Below are 18,316 nucleotides of genomic sequence, written 5' to 3'. Positions count from 1 at the left end.
GGACCCTCAGGGCATCGTCGAGCCGGTCAGCCCGGACTCCACCGATTGGTGGAGGCCGGGCCGGAAATCATCAGACCGGCAGCTTGCGGAAGATCGGCCGCGGCACGTGCCGCAGGATCGACATCACGAGCCGGAATTCCGACGGCGACCAGACGAGGTCCTTGCCCTTGCGCGCGGCCTCGACCGCGACGTCGGCGACCTGCTCGGCGGTCCGGGTCAGCGGGGCGTCCTTCATCCCGGCGGTCATCTTGGTCTTGACCTGGCCGGACCGGACGACGGTCACCTGCACGCCGTGCGGCGCGAGCGCCTCGCCGAGGCCGAGGTAGAAGCCGTCGAAACCGGCTTTGGTCGAGCCGTACACGAAGTTCGACCGGCGGACCCGCTCGCCCGCCACCGACGACAGCGCGATGACCTTGCCGTGGCCCTGCGTCTTCAGCTTCTCCGACAGCGCCACGCCGACCGACACCGCGGCGGTGTAGTTGACCGTCGCCAGTTCGACCGCCTTGGCGTGGTCCTGCCACAGCTCCTCGGCCTCGCCGAGCAGGCCGAACGCGACCACCGTGACGTCGATGTCGCCGCCGGCGAACGCCTCGTCCAGCACCTTCGGGTGGGACGACAGGTCCTTGGCGTCAAAGGCCACAGTGGACACTTCGGCGCCGCGATCCTTCAGGCGCTGCGCGGCTTCCTCCAGCCGCGGCGAAGGACGGCCGGCCAGCACGACCCGCAGCGGCTTCTCCGCGAGGTACTTCTCCGCGATCGCCAGCGCGATGTCGGACGTGCCGCCGAGCAGCAGCAGGGACTGGGGGTTACCGACCGCGTCGATCACAGTGCGAGCCTCCGGCTCATGTCAGAGGCGAAAACGCCTTCGGGGTCAACGGAAGCGCGCACCTTGCGCCACTCCTCCAGCCGCGGGTACATCTTCGCGAACGTCTCGGGCGAGGTGCGCGAGTCCTTCGCGGTGTAGAGGCGGCCGTTCGCGGACAGGACCATCTCGTCCATTTCCTCGCAGAACCGGCTGAGCCCGCTCTTGATCGGGAAGTCCACGCTCAGCATCCAGCCCGGCGCGGGCCAGGACATCGGAGCCGGGTTCGCGTCGCCCATCCGCTTGAACACGTTCAGGAACGAGTAGTGCCCGGACCGCGAGATGGCCCGGCAGATGCCCTTGAGCTGGTCTTCCGCGCCGAACGGCACGGAGAACTGGTACTGCAGGAAGCCCTTGCTGCCGTAGCCGCGGTTCCACTCGCTCAGCATGTCGAGGGGGTGGTAGAACTGCGTCAGGTTCTGGATCTTGCCGCGCGCGCCCTTCTTGGGCACGGTCTGCTGCCAGAGGTTGCCCATCATGGTCGAGGTCAGCTTGTTGACCAGACCGCTGGGGAACACGTCGGGCAGCGTCAGCAGCTGCGGCGCGTCGAAGCGCAGCGGGTCGGTGCGCAGTTTCGGCGGCAGCTGGTCGAGCTTCGCGAGCGAACCGCGGGAGAACGTCGCGCGGCCGAGGCGGCCGTCGGACGAGATCAGGTCCGGCACCGCCATCGAGTAGTCGTAGTTGAGGTCTGAACCATCGGTGAAGAGCCCGAGGGTCTCGTCGAGGTTCGAGGTGCGGTCGGCGTCCACGTAGAAGTAGGCCGATTCCGTCTTCTTCATCCGGATCGTCGCGCGGACCACAATCCCGGTCAGCCCGATTCCCGCCACCGTCGCCCAGAACAGCTCCGAATCCGGGCCCTCCGGGGTGAGCGTGCGCACGGATCCGTCGGCGGTGAGCAGGTCCATCGACACCACGTGGTTGCCGAAACTGCCCGCCGAATGGTGGTTCTTGCCGTGGATGTCGTTGGCGATCGCGCCGCCGATCGTCACCTGGCGGGTGCCCGGCAGTACCGGGACCCACAGGCCGTACGGCAGCGCCTCGCGCATCAGCTTGTCGAGGCTGACGCCCGCGTCGAGGTCGACGAGGCCGGAGTCCGGGTCGATCGAGTGGATGCGGTCGAGCACGGTCATGTCGACGACCAGGCCGCCCGCGTTCTGCGCCGGGTCGCCGTAGGACCGGCCGAGGCCGCGAGCGATGACCCCGCGCGGGCCTGCGGAAGCGACGGCGCGGGCGATCGTCTCGACGTCGCGCGTGCTCAGCACGTCGGCGACCGTCCCGGCGGTGCGGCCCCAGCCGGTGAGCGTGCGGCGCTGTGTCTCGGGTGCTTGGGTCACGCGGACCAGGGTAGCCACGCCGAAGACCGCCCGGAACGTGACCCTGAAGTGCTCGCTTCTACACTTTGCGCATCAAGGCACAAGCGTCCGAGCGTCGAAGTGGGCAGTACGGACACTGACGCAATAGGCCGAGAAGGTATTCCAAGTGGTGGCTACAGAACCGCAGAGTGACCAAACGCAGCCGGGACCCGCGGGCCCCGGGCTGCTGGGACAGCTGATCCGGTTCGGCGTGATCGGCGGCTTCTGCGCCCTGCTCGACCTGGGCACATACTCGCTGCTGCGCGCGATCGGCATGGATGCCACGCCGTGGGTGGACCTCGCGCGCGCGATCAGTTTCGTCGTCGGCACGACGACCGCGTTCTTCCTGAACCGGCGCTTCACCTTCGCCGACGGACGGCGCGACGGGAACGCGCAGGTCGGCAGCTTCGTTCTGTTGTACGCCGTCACCTTCTTCGTGGCCGTCGGCGTGAATCAGCTCATGCTGCACGTGCTGCCGGAGTCGGGCTGGAAGGCCACGCTGGCCTGGGTGGTGTCCCAGGCAACGGCGACTGTGATCAATTTCGTGATGCTCAAGTGGGTCGTGTTCCGTGTGCGGCCGGTAAAGGAGAACTGAGTTCGATGCCCGGTAAAGCAGCCCCGGTCGCGGAGGCGGCCCCCGCAGGCGAGACGCGGTTCGCCGAACACGCCCCCGAAGGCAGGCTCACGGCCCAGCGCGGGCTGTACGCCGGGCCGGCTCCGATCGTCAGCAAGGACATGTACGCCGAGGTCGAGCAGGGCAACGCGCAGCGGGAACGCGGCAGCGTGACGCTCGAGCCGTCGGCGAAGGTCACCGGCAACACTTACTTCGGCCGCTTCCCGGCGAGCTACTGGCAGCGCTGGACCACCGCGACCGAGGTCAAGCTGGAAGCGGTCGCCACCGGGGACGGGCTGCTGTCGCTCGGCGCGTCCGACATGCTCGGCGACCCGCGCGTGGTCGACGCCCAGCAGGTGTCCGGCGCGAAGGGCGTCAAGGTCGAGCTGACCGGCAAGCTGGACAAGTTCTACGACGGCGGCGCGCTGTGGCTCGACCTCGAGACCGAGGGCGGCCAGACGCTGCGGGTCGAGCAGGTCCGCTGGACCGTCGACGCGCCGGAGACGATCCGCCCGACCGCGGTCACCATCTGCACGATGAACCGCGCCGACGACTGCCTGAAGAACCTCCAGGCGCTCGCCGCCGACGTGTCCTCGCTCGACACCCTCGACGCCATCTACGTCGCCGACCAGGGCACCGACCTGGTCGAGTCGCGCGAGGGCTTCGAGCAGGTCGCGAAGGACCTCGGCGAGAAGCTGCACTACATCAAGCAGCCGAACCTCGGCGGTGCCGGCGGCTTCACCCGCGGCCTGTACGAGGTGGCCGGGCACACCGCCACCGAGCACGCGAACGTGCTGTTCATGGACGACGACGTGCTGCTCGAGCCGGACCTCGTCGTGCGCGTGACGGCGTTCTCCAACCGTTCGGCCAACCCGATCATCGTCGGCGGCCAGATGCTCAACCTGCTGCACCCGAACCAGCTGCACGTCGGCGCCGAGTACGCCCGGCTGAACACGCTGGAGCCCGGACAGCCGGTGCAGCACTCGCTGTCCACCGCGGACCTGCTCGGCGTGGACGAGGACGGCAACCCGAACCGTCAGGAACGCCGCCTCGACGCCGGGTACAACGGCTGGTGGTCGTGCCTGATCCCGTACGAGGTCGTCAAGGCCATCGGCTACCCGCTGCCGTTCTTCTTCCAGTGGGACGACGCGGAGTACTCCTACCGGGCCCGCGAATACGGCTTCCCCACGGTGACCCTGCCGGGCGCCGGCGTGTGGCACGCGGACTTCCACTGGAAGGACTGGGACGAGTGGCACCGGTACTTCAACCTGCGCAACTCGATCATCACCGCCGCGCTGCACTCGCCGTTCAACCTGAACCTGCTCTCCCGGGTGCTGATGGCGCAGCTGGTGCGCTACCTGCTCGGCATGCAGTACGGCCTGTCCGCGACGCTGATCAAGGCGGTCGAGGACTTCCTGGAGGGCCCGGAGGTCCTGCGCGACGGCGGCGTCGAGGCGATGAAGGAGATCCGCCGGATCCGCGACGCGTACCCGGAGACCAAGCGGCACAAGGCCACTGACGTGCCGGGCATCGCGTCCAACGACATCGGCATCATCAACAGCGCGCCGCGGCCGAGCATGCAGCGGCTCGTGCTGATCAAGCGCATCCTCGACAAGGTGCTCGGCCGCAGCCGGTTCGGGCTGGGCGCGGTGCCGGTCGACGAGGCGCACTGGTGGCACATCGCGCTGTTCGACACCGCCGTGGTCACCGACGCGTCGCAGGAAGGCGTGCGCGTGCGCACCTACGACAAGGTCAAGATGTTCGATCTGGCCAAGCGCGGCGCGAAGGTGATCAACCGGCTGCGCAAGGAAGGCGCGGGCGTGCAGGAGCAGTACAAGCGCGCGATGCCGGAACTCACCTCGCGCGACAACTGGAAGCGGCTGTACGAGCTGTGATTGCATGAACTAGAGCAGGAAGGGCGTCTCGCGTTCGGCGGGACGCCCTTTTTGTCTTTTTAGGTAGCTTGGTTTCATGGCCGATCTGGTTGCCCGTGCTCGTGCGCTCGCCGATGACCTGTTGTTTCCCTCGGCCGCCGAGGTCGACCGGCTAGGCGTGGTGCCCCGGTCGCATTTCGACGCGCTCGCCGAGGAAGGGTTCTACGGTCTCGCCGCGCCCGATTCCGGCGCTGACCTGGACCAGCTGGTCGGGGTGATCGAAGCGCTGGCGGGCGGGTGCCTGAGCACCGCGTTCACGTGGTTGCAGCATCACGGTCTCGTTGCCGGGCTGGCCGCGACGGATCGCGCGGACCTGCGGGAGCGGTATCTGCCGGATCTGATCAGCGGGCGGCTGCGCGCGGGCGTCGCGTACGCGGGCGTGATCCCGACGCCGCCGCGCGTGCGGGCAGAGCGCGTCGACGGCGGTTTCCGGTTCGACGGCGAAGCGCCGTTCGTGAGCGGCTGGGACGCGATCGACCTGCTGCAGCTTTCCGGCCGCGACGGGGACACGATCGTCAACGCCCTGGTGTCGCCGATCGTCGGGCACAGCCTGGTCGCCGAGCCGCTCACGCTCATGGCCGCACAGGGCACCGCCACCGTGCGGCTGAAACTCGACAACCACTTCATTCCGGACGAATCGGTTTTCGCTCAGGTCGGCTACGACAAATTCGTGGCGGGCAATACGTTCGCGGCGCGGCTCAACGGATGCGCGCCGCTGGGTCTCGCTGAGCGCTGCGCCGGTTTGCTGGAGGCGGCCGGCGAGGCGGAAACGGCTGCCTCGCTTCGGTCCGAACAGGACGAAATCCGACGCCGCCTCAACGCTGGTCTCGCCGATCCGGCCACACTCCCGGCCGCTCGCGCCGCCGGTGCCGACCTGGTGTATCGCTCGGCGGGCGCGGTCGCGGTGGCGACCGGCAGCCGGGCGGTGCTGGCCGGGGCGCACGCCGGACGGCTGGTGCGCGAGGCGACGTTCCTGCTCGTGGCCGCGAGCAGACCGGAAATCCGCGCCGGACTGCTCGCTCTCGCCCGGCGTTAAACCGAAAGGCCGAATTTGCCCTTCCGGCTCAAATCGTCCACATAGGCCGCCGCCACGTGGACGAAATTCACCGAAACAGTGTTGCCGTCCCGGGTTTCCAGCGAGTGAACGCCGCCGTGCTTCAGGAGGTCGGGGAGTTTGTCTTGCACTGCCTCGGAACTGTCGGCGGTCAGCGGGAAGATCAGCGGCTCTCCGCCTGCCGAAAGGTGCAGGATCAGTGCTGGTTTGGGATCTGCCATGGCTCCATGGCAGCAGCGGCTGATCATCGGCGGCAAGAGCGGTTCGCCGACAGCGGATCCGCTCACAGCGGAAGCGGGCTAGATGGTCTCGGCGAGCCGGTCCGCGACGGTGCGCGGTTCGCGACCGAGAAGCTCGGCCAGCAGTGGACCCGATTCGGCGAAATAACCGGCTCGGGTGGCCTGGTACCAGGTGAGCATGAAATGGGTCGCCTGCTCTGGGGCACTGTTCGCGACCTGTGCGGCGACCCATGATTCGTCGTCCAGGACGACGCGCTTGATGGTGCGCCCGGTGAGGCCGGAAGCGATCTCGGCGAAATCGCCGAAGGTGACGGCGGTCGGAGCGGCGAGGGTGACGGGGCCGTCTACGGAGCGGTCACCGGCGAGCAGGGCCGCAGTGGCCTCGGCGATGTCCGCACGGTCGGTGTACGGCACGGGGCCGTCCTCCGGCTGCGCGATCTCGCCGGTCTGCTGCCACGGGCCGAGCACCTGGTCGAGCGGGCCGTAGGCACCGTTGCGCAGTGCGGTCCAGGCAACTCCGGAGTCGCCGAGGATCGCCTCGGTGGCGAGGTGGAGGCCCGACGGCAGGTACGGGTTATCGGGGGCAGCGCCGTGCTGGCTCGTGTAGACGATGCGCCGGGCACCGGCCGCGACGGCTGCTTCGATGGCGCGTCCGTGCAGGCTGACCAGGTCCGCGGCCGGGTCATTGCCGGAGATCAGCAGGACCTGCTCGGCGCCGGCGAAAGCGTCGCCCGGGTCCTCGTAGGAGCCCTGTCGTACGCGGACGCCACGGTCGGCGAAGTGCTGCGCCTTGGCGGTGTCGCGGACGCTGACGCCGATCTGGTCGGCGGGTACGCGCTTGAGGAGGTGCTCGACGGTGGCACTGCCCAGCCCGCCGGTAGCACCGGTGACAACGATCATTTCTTCCTCTCTCGACCTAAGTTGACTACATGGGTCAACTTCTTTCACCGTCGACTGTAGGTAAGCTGACCAAGCGAGTCAACTTATGCCGAGGGACGGAGGAGCGCGGTGCCCGCGGAATCCCGGCTGCGTGCCGATGCCAGGCGCAATTCCGAGCAGATCCGAACCGCGGCGATCGGTGCCTTCCAGGGGCGGGGCCTGACGGTCCCGCTGGAGGAGGTCGCCAAGGCGGCAGGGGTCAGCAAGGCCACGATCTTCAACCGGTTCGGCGGCCGGATCGGCCTGATCGAGGCGGTCATCGAGGAGGTCGTCGCCACGGAGCTGTTCGCGGTCATCGACCGCACTCGGGCCATCGAGGACGTCGGCGAGCGGATCGCCCGCTACCTCACCGCGCTGCGCGACCTCCAATACCGCCAGCCCGCCGTCAACGACGTCCTGCTGCAGACCTACCCGAACTCGCCGCTGCTCATGGAGATCTGCCGGGTCGGGGGTCAGGCCAATGAGGAATTCGTCGCGGCGGCGCGCGCCCGCGGTGCGGTGCGGCCGGAGTTCACGGCGGGTGACCTTCACGCATTCGTTGTCGACACCGCCCTCGCCCTCAAGCACGGCGAACTGCCTCCCCGGGATGCCTACGATCGCCGCACCGCCTACTTCCTGGACGGAATCCAAGGACCGACGACACAGGCTCGGCGCCGATAGCCGCGACCGTGCGGAGTGGACTACGGTTTCGCCGGGGAGAGACCGGATTTAGGGGTGGGTCGTGCCGTATTCGTTCACGCTGTCACCGGCAGCGGTGGATCTCCTGCTGGCCGAACTCGGGCTCGGCCGCGCGCCGGTGCCGTTCGTCGTGCAGCACATCGGCATCACCGGCGAGGAACGCCGCGCGGTGCGCGACGCCGTGCTGCGCGACCTCGACGGACGCGGCTTGCTGCGGCGCGGGACCGTCGACGACGACGTCCAGATCGCGCTCGCCACGTTCGTCCAGGGCGGGATCGCGGTGTCCGCGGCGGCGAAGCTCGGCGATGAGCAGCTGTTCGCGCGGGTGGCGTCGAACGGCCAGTTCGCGGTGCTCGTGTGCCAGCGGGACGGGATGTTCACCTTCGAGGAGGTCCGGCCGACCGGCATCATCCCGGCGATCGTCGACCTGCTGCCGCTCACGCCCGCCGCACCGGGGCAGTCGGTGACCGTCGCGCGGCCGTCGAAACAGCCGGTCCGGGGCGACGCGTACGACCCGTTCGCCGGGGTCAGCGGACCGCGCACGCACAATCCGCAGCTCCGGGCCGTCCAGCGGATCTTCGAGAAGCCGCGGCTGGCGGTCGGCCAGTTCACGCCGTACGTCCGCGACGGCAACGGCCACGAGCGGGCGCTGCCGTCGCTCGCCTGGTTCGACACCGAACTCGGCCGCTACCTGCTCAGCACCCGCGATTCGAACGACGGCAACCGCTGGCTCACCTACGCGCCGGCCGATAATGCCCGTCTGGCCCAACAACTGTTCACCCAGCTTGAAGGCTATTCGGCAAACGCCTGACCGGAGCGGCTCGCGTCGGTAAACTCCGGCGCATGAGCACTGATCCGCTGGCGGCCGGCGGGCTGAACGCCAAGGGCATCGCCGAAGCCGCGGCCGAAACGCACAAGCTGGCCGGCACCGCGAAGGCCGGCGGGTTCAGCATCGACGGCGACGCACTCGGTGACCTGCGCAAGGCGCTCACCGACATGGTCACGCGCCTCGAACGGCTCAAGCCGCAGACGCAGGCGCTGACGTCCGCGCCGAAGCTCGGCAGCCACCCGTACGGGCACACGGTGGCCGAGCACGACCGCAAGAGCGGTGCCGACGCGCCTGGGGCCGCCCTCGACGTGCTGGACCAGTTCGGCCGGATCCTGAAGGAGGCCGACGAGGCCCTCGCGCGGGCCGGCGGCGTCTACACCGAGAACGAGAACCAGGCCATCGACTCCCACCGCACCGTGAAGGGCACCGAATGAGCACGCCGCAGCCGGGGCTCGCGCCGTCGGACGCCGATTACCTCGGGCACCAGCATCAGCAGCTGAAGTCGTACGTCGAGACGAACCTCGACGTGGAGCAGGTGTCCTCGGTGTCGCACGCGTACACCGAGGTGCAGAAGGCGTTCGAGGAGTTCACGACGCAGCTGGGTGAGGCCGTCAAGAAGGCCGCGAACGCGTGGAGCGGCGAGGCGGCGGCCGGCGCGCAGGCCTATTTCGTAAGCCTCGCCGAATGGGCCGAGGCGAATGGCCAGAACGCGAAGCTGGCCGCGCAGATCATCGAGGAGCAGGCGTCCGCCGCGCAGGTGGCGAAGCATTCGATGCCGGACGCGGTCCCGTTCGACTGGTCCGAGGAATTCGACAAATGGTCGCACGCGAGTCCGCTCGAAATGAGCAATGAGATCGATGCGACGCTGAAGAAGCAGCAGGACAGCCGTTCCGCGCACGAGCAGGCCGCGGAGACGATGTCGAAGTACGACGCTTCGCTGCACGAGTCGGGGTCGAAGCAGCCGACGTTCGCGCACCCGCCGAAGTTCGGCGTCGCGATGGGCGGCGGCGCTGCCGTAGCGATGCCGACCGGTCCGCACCACGACGCCGCTCCCGGCGGGCACGCGGACGCTCCTCCGGCCAGCCCGACGCCCGCGGTGGCCTCCGCTGGCTCTTCCGCCGATGGCGGTGGGGCCGCGGCTGGTGGGGGTGCGACGACGAGCGCTCCGACGGTCAGCGGCCCGAGCCAGTTCTCCGGCGCCGTGCACCAGCCGATGCCGGACAGCTCCGGCGCGACCACCGCGGCTGGCTACGCCCCGCCCGCGGCTCAGGCCGCACCGAGCGGCGGCAACGCCGGGTCGGCCGGGATGGGCGCGATGCCGATGGGCGGCATGCCGATGGGCGGTGCCGGAGGCGGTTTCGGCGGCGACGAGGAACACCAGTCAAAGGTCGGCCGCGGCGGAGGCAGCTTCGGCCCCGGCGACGGCGCGATGACCCCGGGCGCGGCAGATGTCGCGGCCGGCGGAATGGGTGGTGCCCCGGCCCGCCCGGGCATGGGCTTCGGCGCCCGCCCGTACGACGACGGCAACGACCAGCCCGCGTTCGTGATGGAAATCGACGAGAACGAGGAATTCGGCGGGCACCGTTCCGCGCCGCCGGTGATCGGGGAATAGCTTGGGGGTCCGTTGTGGACGGTGGCTCACTGTCCACAACGGACTGACCGGTTCAGTACCGGTAAAACTTCTCCGCCCGGCCTTGGCGGACCAGCTTCAGCCACTGCATGAACGCCTTCGGATCCCGCTTCACGCCCACGAAATACAGCCCGAAGCGCAAGACCTCCAGCGCCCCGATCTTCCGCATTCCCGGCTGTGACAGCAAATACCCGCGGTTGCGATACGTGTAATACCGCTTGACCTCGTTCTCCGGATCCTGCGCGTGGAATTTCCCGCCCAGCATCGGCTTGAACTCGTCCGAACCGTCGGGGTGCAGGTAGGTCGTGCGCAGCGACGTGCCGAACGGCAGGCCGGACCGCACGAGCCTGCGGTGCAGTTCCACCTCGTCGCCGCGGAAGAACAGGCGCAGGTCGGGCACGCCGGTGACGTCCAAAGTGGACGAACGGAACAGCGCGCCGTTCATCAGCGACGCGATTCCGGGCAGGAAATCCGTGCCCAGTTCGGCCGACGAGCGCTTCCAGGTGAGACCGCGGCGCAGCGGGAACGCGAGTTTCGCCGGGGCGTCGATGTTCGCCACCACCGGGGAAATCTCGGCGAGGCCGCGCTTTTCGGCCTCCTCCAGCAGAATTTCGAGCACGTGCTCGTCCGCCGGGCGGCCGTCGTCGTCGGCGAGCCAGACCCATTCCGCGCCCATCGACAGCGCGTGCAGCATGCCGAGCGCGAAACCGCCCGCGCCGCCGAGGTTCCGGTGCGAGGGCAGGTACGTGTACGGCAGCGGGAAGGCCTCCACCACGTCCCTGGCGGACTTGTCCGGCCCGTTGTCGACCACCACCAGGTGGTCGACCGGCCGGGTCTGGGCGGCGATGATCTTCAGCGAGTCCGCGAGCAGCTCGCGCCGGTGCCGCGTGACCACCACGCCGACGACGGCGCCCTCGGGCAGCTCTCGCGTCTCGCCGGTCATCATTCCCCGCCGTTCGTCGTCGTCGCGGGCTCGATGCCGAGGCGCTCGAGACCTTCCTGGCTCATGTTCTCGAACGGGTCGCGGCCCTTGTACTCGGTGAGCACCTCGCGCAGCGAACCCTGCTTCTTGACGTGGCCCTCGTCCATCCAGATCGCGGTGTCGCACAGCTCCATGAGGAACTCGTCGGAGTGGTTCGCGAACACCAGGATGCCGGACCGTTTGACCAGGTCCTTGAGCCGGTCGCGGGCCTTGTTGAGGAACGCCGCGTCCACCGCGCCGATGCCCTCGTCGAGGATCAGGATCTCCGGGTCGATCGAGGTCACCACGCCGAGCGCGAGCCGCACCCGCATGCCGGTGGAGTACGTCCGCAGCGGCATCTGCAGGTAGTCGCCGAGTTCGGTGAACTCCGCGATGTCGTCGACCCGCTTTTCCATCTCCTTGGCGCTCATGCCGAGGAACAGGCCGCGGATGAGGATGTTCTCGACGCCGGAGATCTCCGGGTCCATGCCGATGCCGAGGTCGAACACCGGCGCGATCCGGCCGACGATCCGCGACGATCCGCGGGTCGGCTCGTAGATCCCGGCGAGCAGCCGCAGCAGCGTGGACTTGCCCGCGCCGTTGTGCCCGACCAGGCCGACCCGGTCGCCCTCACGGAGGCTGATCGACACGTCGTGCAGCGCCTCGATGATCGGCACCTTCTGGTCGGAGCTGATCTTGCCGCCGACCTTGCCGAGCACGCGCTTTTTCATCGAACGCGTCTTCGCGTCGAAAATCGGGAAGTCCACGTACGCGTTGTGGACGTCAATGCTGACCATCTGTCACACCCAATACGAGACGCGAGACCGGTAATTGCGCATGGCGACGAGGGCGAGGCCCCATCCGACCACGGTGAGCCCGCCGACCACGACCCAGCTGGTCCAGCTCACCGCCTGTCCGATGAGCGGCGACCGCACCACCTGCATGTAGTGGTAAAGCGGGTTGAGCTTGATGATCGGCAGTGCCCACGACGCACCGTCGCGCGCGCCGCCGGACAACAGCTGGTCGACCGGCCAGACGATCGGGGTGCCGTAGAACATCAGCTGGATCAGCGAGTTGATCAGCTGCGGGATGTCGCGGAAACGCGTCGAAATGATGCCGAGCAGCAGCGCCGCCCAGCCCGCGGTGAGCGCGAGCAGCACGAATCCGGGGATGGCGAGGAAAATGTTCCAGCTCAGACCCGGATGGCAATACTTTTCGGGCAGACACGCGCCGTCTGGCGACCCCAGCGAATACGGGGAATCGAGTGCCGAGAAGAAAATGATCAGCAGCACGACGTAGACGATCATGTTGTGCGCCAGCAGCAGAGTCTGCCGCCAGATCGTGCGCAGCACGTACACGCTGATCGGCGCGGGGACCTGTTTGATCAGGCCCTCGTTCGCGATGAACGTCTCCATGCCTTCGGTGAGGCAGCCCTGGATGAAGCCCCAGATGATGAAGCCGGTGGAGAGGTAGGGCAGGAACACCTCGATCGGCGTCCGGAACAGCTGCGAGTACAGCAGGCCAAGGCCGAGCGCGATGACGCCCTGGCTGATGGTGATCCAGAACGGCCCGATGATGGAGCGCCGGTAGCGCTGCTTGATGTCCTGCCAGCCGAGGTGCGTCCAAAGCTCGCGGGCGGCGAAACCGGTCTTGATGTCGTCGATCGCACGCCCGAACGTCTTGCTGTCCGACGACGGTGGAACCGGAGTCGAGACATCGGGTTCGGCTGCGTGAACCGTGCTGGTGGCATGCACGTGGACGAGGGTACCGATGGGACGCACCGGCCTCGGCTCGCCCCGGCCCGACCGGCCGTCCGCCGCCGTCCGGACGCGGGCGATACGAGGCGGGCCGCTCCTGGTGTGCTGGTAGCTTCTTGCCTTATGACTGCTGCTCTCGGTGCGGCGAGCTTGATGGTCGACCTCCTCTCGGCGTACGCGGACCGGCCGGACCCGCGTTCGGTCGCCGTGGTCGGCAACCAGCCACTGGCTCCGGACCCCGCCCGGGCCAAGGCGGTCGACGACTGTGACCTGGTCATCCGGGTGAACGGGTTCGTCATCGACGAACCGGACGGACCGGACATCACCGGCCGCAAGGTGCACACGGTCGTCTTCAACCGGGCCGTGCGCGCCACCCGGCACGTGTTCCGCGACTACCGCTCCCGGCTGTACCTGCTGGTCGAGCCCGGCCGCCTGCACTGGGAGCCGGAGGCGCTGCCCGGCTGGTGGCCCTCGGACCTCGGGTACGTCCCGGTCTCGAACCGCGACGTCGTGCTGCCGCTGTCGGACGCGCTGGGCCTGCCGACGCGCACCGAACCCACCTGGTCGACCACGGGTACGCTCGCGGCCTGGATCGCCCGCACCTCGTTCCCCGAGGCGCAGCTGGTGCTGACCGGGTTCTCGTTCATCGACAACCCGGAGCAGACCTCGTGGGAGCATGCCGCCGGGGACTCGTGCATCGTGGGGCCGGAGCACCAGATCGCCGCCGAGGGCAGGCTGCTGGAGTCGTGGACCCGCACCGGCACCACCACCTTGCTCCGCTGAAGCCCCACTGGCACTCGTCGAAGGAACTCCCGCCATGCCCTTCCTGAACTTCAGAAACCTGTTCGGTTCCCGGATCGCCCGGATCGTCGACTATCGCCTCGACGAGCGGACGCGGGGCGTCATCCAGGACTTCGAGACCCGCATCGACGAACTTGAGCACTGCACGGTCGACCACCGCCGCCGGCTCGGCGAGACCGACGAGAAGCTGGACACCGCGCTCGGCGACCTTCGCTGGATCCGCGGCGAGCTGGACCGGATGATCCCGCACGTCGCCGCGCAGGAGGAGCAGCTGGAGACGCTTCGGGAGAAGCTCGCGCTGACCCCGCGCGCGGACGACGCCGAAGCCCTCGAAGCGCGTTCGCTGGTCGAGGAGATCCAGCGGCAGCACGCGCAGATCCGCGTCCGGTTGGCCGGGATGGCCCGGTATGAGGAGCGGCTGAGCCGGCTCGAGAACGCGAAGTTCGCGTCCGCGGGCGAATGACCGGGGGACTGCGCGAAGCGGACGAAGGCGACGTCGAGCGGATTCTCCGCTGGCGCAATCATCCGACGGTGCGCCGAGTGAGCTTTACCACTCACGAGATCGGTCTCAGTCAACATCGCGCCTGGTTCGCGGCGGTGCGGGCGGATCCGATCCGGCAGCTACTGATCTACCAGTACGGCACGACGCCGGCCGGGGTCGTGATGTTCAGCGACGTAGAGAGCGCGCGCGGGAGTGCCGAATGGCACTTCTACCTCGATGTCGAAGGACTGGGCCGGGAACTGCTCCCGGCTTGGCTGCGGCTGGAGCAGGCTGCGGTCGACTACGCGTTCGACGTGCTCGGCCTGGAAGTGCTCGGCGGGGCCACGCTCGCGGACAACCGGCAGGTCCTGCAGCTCCACAAGCGGTTCGGCTTCGCTGAGACGCGCCGGTATGTTCGGGAGGTTGACGGCGTTTCCCGCGAGGTGGTCTGGATGGAGCTGCGGGCCGCCGACCGCCGCACAGGAAGGAAGCGCAAGCCTGATGACTCCTGAAGTCCGTATTGGCGACTACCCCCTGGGTCCGGAGCGGCCGCCGTTCGTGATCGCGGAGATGTCCGGCAACCACAACGGCGACCTGGACCGCGCGCTGGCCATCGTGGACGCGATCGCCGAGGCGGGCGCGCACGCGGTGAAGCTGCAGACCTACCGGCCGGACACGATCACCGTCGACGTGGACAGCCCAGCGTTCCGGATCGGCGACGGACATTCCCTGTGGGGCGGGGAAAACCTGTACAAACTGTACGAAAAGGCGCACACGCCCTGGGAATGGCACGAGCCGATCTTCGCCCGCGCCCGCGAGCGTGGCCTGGAAGTGTTCTCCAGCCCGTTCGACCCGACTGCGGTGGAACTGCTGGAGTCACTGGACGCGCCGGCGTACAAGATCGCCTCGTCGGAGATCGTCGACCTGCCGCTGATCGAACTGTGCGCCCGCACCGGCAAACCGCTGGTGATTTCCACCGGGATGGCGAACGTCGCGGAAATCGACGCGGCCGTGCGCACGGCCCGTTCGGCGGGCAACGACCAGCTGATCGTCCTCGGCTGCACGGCGAGCTACCCCGCGTCGCCGACGGAAAGCAACCTGCGCGGATTGCCGCTGCTGGCCGGTCTCACCGGGACGCTGGTCGGATTGTCGGACCATACGCCGGGTCTCGGCGCACCGGTCGCCGCGGTCGCGCTGGGCGCGGTGGCGATCGAGAAACACGTGACACTCGCACGCAGCGACGGCGGCGTGGACTCGGAATTTTCGCTGGAGCCAGCGGAATTGGCCGCGCTTGTCACGGAGACCCATCGCGCGTGGGAGGCGCTCGGATCGCCGGTGCTGGGGCCGCGGGAGAGCGAGAAAGAGGGGCTTCGGCACCGGCGTTCGCTGTATGTGGTGGAGGACGTCCGGGCCGGGGATCCGGTTACCGCACAGAACGTTCGCTCGATCCGCCCCGCCGGCGGGCTCGCTCCGGCGGAGATCGTGAACGTGCTGGGCCGGACGTTCCGGGTCGATGCCGCCAAGGGCACCGCGCTGACGTGGGATTTGATCTAGGCTCGGGCGCATGGCAGGCGAAAAGTCCCGCAAGGCGTTGCTGGCCACCCTCGGCGTGCTCGGGGCGATCCCGGTCGCTTCCGGGCTGACCGGGATCCTCGGCGGGCCGGAACGTGCTCCCGGTGGTGCCGCGACTACGCCCAGTGTCGACAGTGAATACCGCTTCGTGAATACGTTCTGGGCGGCGGCCGGGGTTGCGCTGTGGTGGTCGATCCTGCGGCCGGAGAAGCGGGCTGGGATTACTCGGGTGGTGCTGGGGACTGCGGCTGCGGGAGGGTTGCCGCGACTTCTTTCGGCACGGAGGGCTGGGGCGCCGCATCCGGTGTTTCGGGCGGCGACGGTGTTGGAACTGGCTGTGGTGCCGGGGGTTTTGTTGTGGCACGCGAAGGTGGTTCGGGGGCAGCGCCCGGAAAAGTCGGCCGCTGCCCCGGACCAGAGCTAGCTGGTCGGCATCTGAGCCGTACTCAGGCCCCGAAGAACCCGCGCACCCCGTCGATCACCCGGTCCACATCGGAGTCACTCAGCGACGGGAACAACGGCAGCGAAAGCTCCTGCTCGTAATAAGCCTCCGCATGAGGACACAACCCACGCCGATAGCCGAGATCCTCGAACACCGGATGCCAGTAAGCCGGGATGTAGTTCACCTGCACCCCGATCCCCAGCCCCCGCAAGTGATCGAACAGCGCGCGCCGGCGGCCGTCCAGTACTCGCAGTGGGTACAGGTGCCACACCGGATCCGCGCCCTCGCGGCGAGGCGGCGTCAGGACACCCGAAACATCCGCAAGCGCCGCGTTGTACCGCGCGTGAATCTCAGCCCGCCGCAGCTTGAACTCCGTGAGCCGCTTGAGCTGGCTGCTTCCCAGCGCACACAAGACATCCGGCAGCCGGTAATTCAGCCCGAACTCGTGCACTTCCTGATGCCAGGCACCCTCATCCGGATAACGCTGACGCGACTTGTCCCGGACCAGCCCATGGTTGCGGAACGCCTGCGCGCGTTCCAGCAACCCCGAAGACCCGGTAACGACCGCGCCACCCTCGGCGGTCGTCAGGTTTTTAGTGGGAAAGAAGGAGAACGTGGTCAGATCGGCAAGAGAACCGACCGGCCGCCCCTGCCACGAACCACCGACGGAGTGCGCGGCGTCTTCCAACAGCAAAGCGTCGGCGTCGTGCGCGATCTTCGCCAAGGCGTCCAGTTCGGCTGGGTGTCCGGCGTAGTCGACAGCCGCGATCACCTTCGTGCGAGAAGTCACCGCGGCTGCGGCGGCGTCGGCGGACAGGTTGCCGGTGTCCGGCTCGACGTCGGCGAACAGCACCTTTGCCCCGTGCAGTGCTGCGGTCGCCGCGGTGGCGACGAAGGTCATCGGCGAAGCCACGACCTCGTCGCCCGCACCGATTCCGGCTGCCGCGTACGCGACGTGCAAGGCCGCAGTGCCGGAGGTGACGGCCACGGCAGGTGTGCCACCGGTGTGTTCGGCGAGGTCAGCCTCGAACTTCGCGACTGCGGGACCAGTCGTGAGCCAGTCGCCGCGTAGCACCGAGACGACGGCTTCGATGTCCTCTTCGCTGACGGACTGGCGTCCGTACGGCAGAAACTCAGGCATATTGCTCGACCAGTTCACGGAGTTCGTCAGCTTCGAGCCAGAGGTCGTTGCTGTCCGAGCGGTACGCGAAGCCTTCCGGCACTTCCTCCCCGGCGGCGGGCGATTCGTAGCCCCAGCCGGCCAGGTGCGGCTGCACGACGTACCGGTCGGTGAGCCGGAGCGTCCGCCGCGCGTCGTCGGGAGCGATCATCTCCTCGTGCAGCTTCTCGCCGGGGCGCACGCCGACCTCGTGCATCGGAGAGCCGGGGGCGATCGCCTGTGCGAGGTCGACCAGCCGCATGCTCGGGATCCTCGGCACGTACAGCTCGCCGCCGGACATCTGGTCGAACGAGTCCACCACGAACTGCACGGCCTGGGGCAGCGTGATCCAGAACCGGGTCATGTCCTTGTGCGTGATCGGCAGCGATTCGCCCTGCTCGGCGAGCTTGCGGAAGAACGGGATGACGCTGCCGCGCGAACCCATCACGTTGCCGTAGCGCACCACGGAGAACCGGGTCGGGTGCGCGGCCGCGTAGTGGTTGCCGCTGATGAACATCCGGTCCGCGCACAGCTTCGTCGCGCCGTAGAGGTTGATCGGGCTGGACGCCTTGTCGGTCGACAGCGCGACGACCTTCTTCACGCCGGTGTCGATCGCCGCTTCGATCACGTTCTGCGAGCCCGTGACGTTCGTCTGGACGAACTCGAACGGGTTGTACTCGCCGGTGTCGACCTGCTTGAGCGCGGCGGCGTGCACCACGTAGTCGACGCCGTGCATGGCGCGTTCGAGACGGCGGCGGTCGCGCACGTCGCCGATGAACCAGCGCAGCCGCGGGTCGTCGTTGAACAGCTGCCGGGCTTCGTACTGCTTCAGCTCGTCGCGGGAAAGCACCACGAGACGGCTGGGATTCAGCTCGGCCAGCGCGTAGGCGATGAACGCCTTGCCGAATGAGCCGGTCCCGCCGGTGAGCAGGATGCTGGAACCATCCAGCTCGGACATCGATGACCTCCGCGATCGGGGTTCGTGGATCGGCGCGGGGCGCCGCAGGCCATCA

The 18,316-nt window shown here is 68.4% G+C and carries 21 protein-coding genes; 12 read left to right on the top strand and 9 right to left on the bottom strand.

The window, feature by feature from the left end; genetic code table 11:
• Positions 1-70: 70 nt before the first annotated feature.
• Together ACFSVL_RS07860 and ACFSVL_RS07855 are read right to left on the bottom strand one after the other, a co-directional pair.
• On the bottom strand, positions 71-826 hold the full coding sequence (locus ACFSVL_RS07860; protein WP_378301815.1) for a decaprenylphospho-beta-D-erythro-pentofuranosid-2-ulose 2-reductase: 756 nt from the start codon (positions 824-826) through the stop codon (positions 71-73).
• Complete coding sequence (locus tag ACFSVL_RS07855) at positions 823-2,196, bottom strand: FAD-binding protein (protein ID WP_378301814.1); 1,374 nt, start codon at positions 2,194-2,196, stop codon at positions 823-825. Before ACFSVL_RS07855 ends, ACFSVL_RS07860 begins: the two co-directional genes overlap by 4 nt.
• 145 nt (positions 2,197-2,341) lie before the next feature.
• Between ACFSVL_RS07855 and ACFSVL_RS07850 the strand changes: the two genes are divergently transcribed.
• From ACFSVL_RS07850 to ACFSVL_RS07840, 3 genes are all read left to right on the top strand, one after another.
• Entirely contained in the window at positions 2,342-2,809 is a 468-nt protein-coding gene (locus ACFSVL_RS07850; protein ID WP_378301812.1) for a GtrA family protein, read from the top strand.
• Positions 2,810-2,814: 5 nt separating this feature from the next.
• On the top strand, positions 2,815-4,722 hold the full coding sequence (locus ACFSVL_RS07845) for a glycosyltransferase (RefSeq protein ID WP_378301810.1): 1,908 nt from the start codon (positions 2,815-2,817) through the stop codon (positions 4,720-4,722).
• A 76-nt stretch (positions 4,723-4,798) separates the two neighbouring features.
• Entirely contained in the window at positions 4,799-5,797 is a 999-nt protein-coding gene (locus tag ACFSVL_RS07840) for an acyl-CoA dehydrogenase family protein (protein WP_378301808.1), read from the top strand.
• Here ACFSVL_RS07840 and ACFSVL_RS07835 read toward each other — a convergent pair.
• Positions 5,794-6,036, bottom strand: a complete 243-nt coding sequence (locus ACFSVL_RS07835) for a hypothetical protein (protein WP_378302025.1) — start codon at positions 6,034-6,036, stop codon at positions 5,794-5,796. The genes ACFSVL_RS07840 and ACFSVL_RS07835 overlap by 4 nt on opposite strands.
• 78 nt (positions 6,037-6,114) lie before the next feature.
• Positions 6,115-6,954: an NAD(P)H-binding protein gene (locus ACFSVL_RS07830; RefSeq protein ID WP_378301806.1), complete on the bottom strand. Its 840-nt coding sequence runs from the start codon at positions 6,952-6,954 to the stop codon at positions 6,115-6,117.
• Between the two features lie 108 nt (positions 6,955-7,062).
• On the opposite strand from ACFSVL_RS07830, the gene ACFSVL_RS07825 reads away from it, so the two are divergent.
• The 4 genes from ACFSVL_RS07825 to ACFSVL_RS07810 all read left to right on the top strand — a co-directional run bounded on the left by ACFSVL_RS07825 (position 7,063) and on the right by ACFSVL_RS07810 (position 10,112).
• Positions 7,063-7,653, top strand: a complete 591-nt coding sequence (locus tag ACFSVL_RS07825; protein WP_378301804.1) for a TetR/AcrR family transcriptional regulator — start codon at positions 7,063-7,065, stop codon at positions 7,651-7,653.
• A 61-nt stretch (positions 7,654-7,714) separates the two neighbouring features.
• Positions 7,715-8,482, top strand: a complete 768-nt coding sequence (locus ACFSVL_RS07820) for an ESX secretion-associated protein EspG (RefSeq protein WP_378301802.1) — start codon at positions 7,715-7,717, stop codon at positions 8,480-8,482.
• A gap of 32 nt (positions 8,483-8,514) precedes the next feature.
• Positions 8,515-8,934, top strand: a complete 420-nt coding sequence (locus ACFSVL_RS07815) for a hypothetical protein (RefSeq protein ID WP_378301800.1) — start codon at positions 8,515-8,517, stop codon at positions 8,932-8,934.
• Positions 8,931-10,112, top strand: coding sequence for a hypothetical protein (locus ACFSVL_RS07810; RefSeq protein WP_378301798.1), 1,182 nt, complete (start codon positions 8,931-8,933; stop codon positions 10,110-10,112). The genes ACFSVL_RS07815 and ACFSVL_RS07810 overlap by 4 nt, the downstream gene beginning before the upstream one ends.
• Before the next feature lie 52 nt (positions 10,113-10,164).
• Here the strand turns inward: ACFSVL_RS07810 and glfT1 are convergent, their stop codons facing one another.
• The 3 genes from glfT1 to wzm are packed head-to-tail and all read right to left on the bottom strand — an operon-like array spanning position 10,165 to position 12,845.
• Positions 10,165-11,073: a galactofuranosyltransferase GlfT1 gene (gene glfT1 / locus ACFSVL_RS07805; protein WP_378301796.1), complete on the bottom strand. Its 909-nt coding sequence runs from the start codon at positions 11,071-11,073 to the stop codon at positions 10,165-10,167.
• Positions 11,073-11,888 carry a galactan export ABC transporter ATP-binding subunit Wzt/RfbE gene (gene wzt / locus ACFSVL_RS07800; RefSeq protein WP_344281688.1) on the bottom strand — a complete coding sequence of 272 codons (816 nt, stop codon included), beginning with the start codon at positions 11,886-11,888 and terminating at the stop codon, positions 11,073-11,075. The genes glfT1 and wzt overlap by 1 nt, the downstream gene beginning before the upstream one ends.
• 3 nt (positions 11,889-11,891) lie before the next feature.
• Complete coding sequence (gene wzm, locus ACFSVL_RS07795; RefSeq protein ID WP_378301794.1) at positions 11,892-12,845, bottom strand: galactan export ABC transporter permease subunit Wzm/RfbD; 954 nt, start codon at positions 12,843-12,845, stop codon at positions 11,892-11,894.
• Between the two features lie 156 nt (positions 12,846-13,001).
• Between wzm and ACFSVL_RS07790 the strand changes: the two genes are divergently transcribed.
• The 5 genes from ACFSVL_RS07790 to ACFSVL_RS07770 are packed head-to-tail and all read left to right on the top strand — an operon-like array spanning position 13,002 to position 16,126.
• Positions 13,002-13,631 carry a hypothetical protein gene (locus tag ACFSVL_RS07790; RefSeq protein ID WP_378302023.1) on the top strand — a complete coding sequence of 210 codons (630 nt, stop codon included), beginning with the start codon at positions 13,002-13,004 and terminating at the stop codon, positions 13,629-13,631.
• A gap of 34 nt (positions 13,632-13,665) precedes the next feature.
• Positions 13,666-14,112 carry a hypothetical protein gene (locus ACFSVL_RS07785; RefSeq protein WP_378301792.1) on the top strand — a complete coding sequence of 149 codons (447 nt, stop codon included), beginning with the start codon at positions 13,666-13,668 and terminating at the stop codon, positions 14,110-14,112.
• Positions 14,109-14,642: a GNAT family N-acetyltransferase gene (locus ACFSVL_RS07780; RefSeq protein ID WP_378301790.1), complete on the top strand. Its 534-nt coding sequence runs from the start codon at positions 14,109-14,111 to the stop codon at positions 14,640-14,642. The genes ACFSVL_RS07785 and ACFSVL_RS07780 overlap by 4 nt, the downstream gene beginning before the upstream one ends.
• Positions 14,632-15,684 carry a pseudaminic acid synthase gene (gene pseI / locus ACFSVL_RS07775; protein WP_378301789.1) on the top strand — a complete coding sequence of 351 codons (1,053 nt, stop codon included), beginning with the start codon at positions 14,632-14,634 and terminating at the stop codon, positions 15,682-15,684. Before ACFSVL_RS07780 ends, pseI begins: the two co-directional genes overlap by 11 nt.
• Before the next feature lie 10 nt (positions 15,685-15,694).
• Positions 15,695-16,126: a DUF4345 domain-containing protein gene (locus ACFSVL_RS07770; protein WP_378301787.1), complete on the top strand. Its 432-nt coding sequence runs from the start codon at positions 15,695-15,697 to the stop codon at positions 16,124-16,126.
• 22 nt (positions 16,127-16,148) lie between these two features.
• On the opposite strand, the gene ACFSVL_RS07765 is transcribed toward ACFSVL_RS07770, so the two are convergent.
• The gene (locus ACFSVL_RS07765) at positions 16,149-17,285 is read right to left on the bottom strand and encodes a DegT/DnrJ/EryC1/StrS family aminotransferase (RefSeq protein WP_378301785.1); all 1,137 of its coding nucleotides are present in this window, start codon (positions 17,283-17,285) and stop codon (positions 16,149-16,151) included.
• Positions 17,278-18,261 (bottom strand): UDP-N-acetylglucosamine 4,6-dehydratase (inverting), encoded by a 984-nt coding sequence (pseB, locus tag ACFSVL_RS07760; RefSeq protein ID WP_378301783.1) that lies wholly within the window; start codon positions 18,259-18,261, stop codon positions 17,278-17,280. The genes ACFSVL_RS07765 and pseB overlap by 8 nt, the downstream gene beginning before the upstream one ends.
• Positions 18,262-18,316 lie beyond the last annotated feature (55 nt).

Source organism: Amycolatopsis silviterrae, assembly GCF_042684085.1.
GTDB lineage: Bacteria > Actinomycetota > Actinomycetes > Mycobacteriales > Pseudonocardiaceae > Amycolatopsis > Amycolatopsis silviterrae.
This window is presented reverse-complemented; position numbering and strand designations above follow the sequence as displayed.

Coding starts and splice junctions, on each gene's coding strand:
- ACFSVL_RS07845 (WP_378301810.1), top strand. CDS start 2,815: ATGCCCGGTAAAGCAGCCCCGGTCGCGGAGGCGGCCCCCGCAGGCGAG.
- ACFSVL_RS07840 (WP_378301808.1), top strand. CDS start 4,799: ATGGCCGATCTGGTTGCCCGTGCTCGTGCGCTCGCCGATGACCTGTTG.
- ACFSVL_RS07835 (WP_378302025.1), bottom strand. CDS start 6,036: ATGGCAGATCCCAAACCAGCACTGATCCTGCACCTTTCGGCAGGCGGA.
- ACFSVL_RS07830 (WP_378301806.1), bottom strand. CDS start 6,954: ATGATCGTTGTCACCGGTGCTACCGGCGGGCTGGGCAGTGCCACCGTC.
- ACFSVL_RS07815 (WP_378301800.1), top strand. CDS start 8,515: ATGAGCACTGATCCGCTGGCGGCCGGCGGGCTGAACGCCAAGGGCATC.
- ACFSVL_RS07810 (WP_378301798.1), top strand. CDS start 8,931: ATGAGCACGCCGCAGCCGGGGCTCGCGCCGTCGGACGCCGATTACCTC.
- glfT1 (WP_378301796.1), bottom strand. CDS start 11,073: ATGACCGGCGAGACGCGAGAGCTGCCCGAGGGCGCCGTCGTCGGCGTG.
- wzt (WP_344281688.1), bottom strand. CDS start 11,888: ATGGTCAGCATTGACGTCCACAACGCGTACGTGGACTTCCCGATTTTC.
- ACFSVL_RS07790 (WP_378302023.1), top strand. CDS start 13,002: ATGGTCGACCTCCTCTCGGCGTACGCGGACCGGCCGGACCCGCGTTCG.
- ACFSVL_RS07785 (WP_378301792.1), top strand. CDS start 13,666: ATGCCCTTCCTGAACTTCAGAAACCTGTTCGGTTCCCGGATCGCCCGG.
- ACFSVL_RS07780 (WP_378301790.1), top strand. CDS start 14,109: ATGACCGGGGGACTGCGCGAAGCGGACGAAGGCGACGTCGAGCGGATT.
- pseI (WP_378301789.1), top strand. CDS start 14,632: ATGACTCCTGAAGTCCGTATTGGCGACTACCCCCTGGGTCCGGAGCGG.
- ACFSVL_RS07770 (WP_378301787.1), top strand. CDS start 15,695: ATGGCAGGCGAAAAGTCCCGCAAGGCGTTGCTGGCCACCCTCGGCGTG.
- ACFSVL_RS07765 (WP_378301785.1), bottom strand. CDS start 17,285: ATGCCTGAGTTTCTGCCGTACGGACGCCAGTCCGTCAGCGAAGAGGAC.
- pseB (WP_378301783.1), bottom strand. CDS start 18,261: ATGTCCGAGCTGGATGGTTCCAGCATCCTGCTCACCGGCGGGACCGGC.